The following is a 2,510-nucleotide window of genomic DNA, read 5'->3' as shown; positions in this document are numbered from 1 at the left end:
GGATGATGCCACCCGCATACGTGAAGGCCTATGTCAAGATATGTTCACCTGACCATATCTTGACTTGGACGAACCCGCTTCGCGGGAAAGTCTTGCTCGGAGGTCATTGATCCGGTGCAGGCGAGGCATCCTGGCATGATTGGCCGGACGTAATCGGCCGGGTTCATAGGGGCTTGCTTCAGGCAAGGTGACGCTGCTGCCCACGCGCAGCGTCACCTCAATGCCAAGGAGCCCTTTAATGACCCCGCTTCGGTTACGCATGATAAACGACATGCAGGTCCGCAATCTGTCGCCGCATACGCAGGACTCGTATCTGCTGCAAGTTTCGCAGTTTGCTCGCCATTTTGCGAAGTCGCCCGACTTGCTCTGTCAGGAAGATGTCCGCACCTACCAAGTCTATCTGACGAATGAGAAGAAGCTGGCGCCGAAGTCCATACACGTGGCCGTTTCGGCGCTCCGTTTTTTGTACCGCGTCACGCTCGGCTTCGAATGGGATTTCGACCGCATCATTCCGTGCCCCAGGGTGCCCAAGACACTCGCCGTCATCCTCAGCCCCGAAGAGGTATTACACTTTCTCGGCTGCGTGGAGAGCCTGAAGCATCAGACGATCCTGACGACATGCTACGCCGCCGGTCTGCGGATTTCCGAAGCGGTGCACCTGAGACCGGAGGCCATCGACCGACAACGAATGGTACTGCGCGTCGATCAAGGCAAGGGGCAGAAGGACCGTTACGTCATGCTCTCGGCGCGCTTGCTGGAGACGCTGACCGACTATTGGCGTGCCGTCCGGCCGAAGACGTGGATGTTTCCCGGCGCCATCCCCAACGAACCGATATCGACCAACGCGGTGCAGAACGCCTGCGGCAAGGCGCACCGGCTGTCGGGCCTGGGCAAGCCCGTGACGCCGCATTCGTTGCGGCACGCCTTTGCCTGCCACCTACTTGAGGCCGGCACCGATATCCGTACCATCCAGCTTTTGCTCGGCCATCGCAGCCTGTCGACCACCTCGCAATATCTGCGGATCGCAACCAGCAAGGTCTGCGCGGCGACGAGTCCGCTGGAGTTGTTGCCACGGCCAGTCCCGAAGGCGGCGCCACCGCTACCACCTGAACATTTCTGACGGTCGCCCCATGGGGCGATCTGGTCCGGAGGTGGCGGATGTATTCCGCCGCTATGGTGCTGCTTGGCGTGAGCAGCACGGCGCGTCGCTGTCGACCGAACGGCGTGCAGCCATGTCGAACAATGCGACCGATGCGGTGAGCGGCGGATCGCCTACAACAGCTGCCGTTCGCGCAACTGCCCCAAATGCCAGTCCCTGGCGCGTGCGGATTGGATCGAAGCGCGGCGGGCGGAGCTTCTCGACACGCAATATTTTCATGTCGTCTTCACCGTGCCCGACGAGATCGCCTTGACATAGGCCTTCACGTATGCGGGTGGCATCATCCGAACCGTATGACCCAGGGCCTGAATTTCCCGAGCCCAATAATGCGCGCTGCCACAGGCCTCCATCCCTACGAGACAAGGCTGCAATGTGCGAAAGAAGTCCAGCACCTGCGATCGACGCAGTGCGCGACGTACGATCACGTCTCCTTCTTCGGCTATGCCATGAACCTGAAAAACGGATTTGGCCAGATCGAGCCCGACTGTGGTAATCTTCTTCATGGAGCGGTCCTTCTTCTTTGTGGCGTTTCAACACGACCACGTTAGGCACTTGATGCCGTTTGAGAAGGGCCGTTCCACCTCATCAGCTTCGGGCCGATTAGGCCTCAAAGCTGCATTCCCGATCATCAGACAACGGCCCAGGCCTGGAACCGCTTCCGGCCGGTGATTTCGCGCAGATTGAGCGCACCGACAAGATCCAGCGCACCCTGCCGGCTGACCTCCAGTTCCTTCTGGACCATGGCCGTCGATACCAGCGGCCGCGCCAGCACCAAGTCTATCAGCCGCGGCAGTTTCGAGTTCGTCCGCCGCGACCGCAAGCGCCGCTCCAGTTGGCCCCGCGCCAGCACCAGCCGGTCATGTTCTTTCAGCCCGGCCGATGCCGCCGCGTGGATGGTCTCGAGGACAGCGAGCAGCCGCACACTTTTGTCACGGGCGCGCCGCCGGTCCCTTTGGATCGCGCGCAAGCCGACAGAAAGACTGGCGAGATGGTTGGCAGTCGTGCCGGTCTGACGCAGCAGCGCCGCGGCCAAAAGCGGCCCGAGCCATGGCGCGTGCTGTAAGACCTCGATCTCGGTCCAGGCGTCGATAAGCAACGCGACGCGCAGCACGGCAGGCAGGTCGATTGTTGCCCGCAGCACAGCCTGCCATTCAGCCAGCCGTGCATCCTCATCCCAGTCGAGGTCGTAGACCAGGGCCGGCCGGTCGTTCGCGATCGGCCTTTTTGGACCGGTCTGGATGCCGGCGAGCACGTTTGTCGATCGGGCGAGCAAGGCGTCGATTTCGGCGAACTCGTGCGCCATCGCGTCCTGCTCGGCCGACGACCCGCCATCATCGACACCCTCCTCAGA

At 61.7% G+C, this 2,510-nt stretch carries 2 protein-coding genes and 2 pseudogenes; 2 read left to right on the top strand and 2 right to left on the bottom strand.

Annotated features, from left to right (window positions below; translation table 11 throughout):
* The first annotated feature begins 238 nt into the window (after positions 1-238).
* Both EOB59_RS34370 and EOB59_RS34365 read left to right on the top strand, forming a co-directional pair.
* Positions 239-1,120, top strand: coding sequence for a site-specific integrase (locus EOB59_RS34370; RefSeq protein ID WP_164895844.1), 882 nt, complete (start codon positions 239-241; stop codon positions 1,118-1,120).
* Between the two features lie 10 nt (positions 1,121-1,130).
* A pseudogene (locus tag EOB59_RS34365) lies at positions 1,131-1,408 on the top strand (transposase zinc-binding domain-containing protein); the annotation flags it as partial.
* Here EOB59_RS34365 and EOB59_RS34360 read toward each other — a convergent pair.
* Together EOB59_RS34360 and EOB59_RS34355 are read right to left on the bottom strand one after the other, a co-directional pair.
* Positions 1,408-1,662, bottom strand: a pseudogene (locus tag EOB59_RS34360) (IS110 family transposase); the annotation flags it as partial. The pseudogenes EOB59_RS34365 and EOB59_RS34360 overlap by 1 nt on opposite strands.
* A 125-nt stretch (positions 1,663-1,787) precedes the next feature.
* Positions 1,788-2,510, bottom strand: a 723-nt coding sequence (locus tag EOB59_RS34355) for an RHE_PE00001 family protein (RefSeq protein ID WP_128290268.1), incomplete at its 5' end; no start/stop codon positions are given.

Origin of the sequence: Mesorhizobium sp. M7A.F.Ca.MR.176.00.0.0 (assembly GCF_004023165.1) — a bacterium.
Taxonomy (GTDB): Bacteria; Pseudomonadota; Alphaproteobacteria; order Rhizobiales; family Rhizobiaceae; genus Mesorhizobium.
This window is presented reverse-complemented; position numbering and strand designations above follow the sequence as displayed.

Bases quoted from the DNA above. Each gene is read 5' to 3' on its own strand.
- EOB59_RS34370 (WP_164895844.1), top strand. From the start codon at position 239: ATGACCCCGCTTCGGTTACGCATGATAAACGACATGCAGGTCCGCAAT.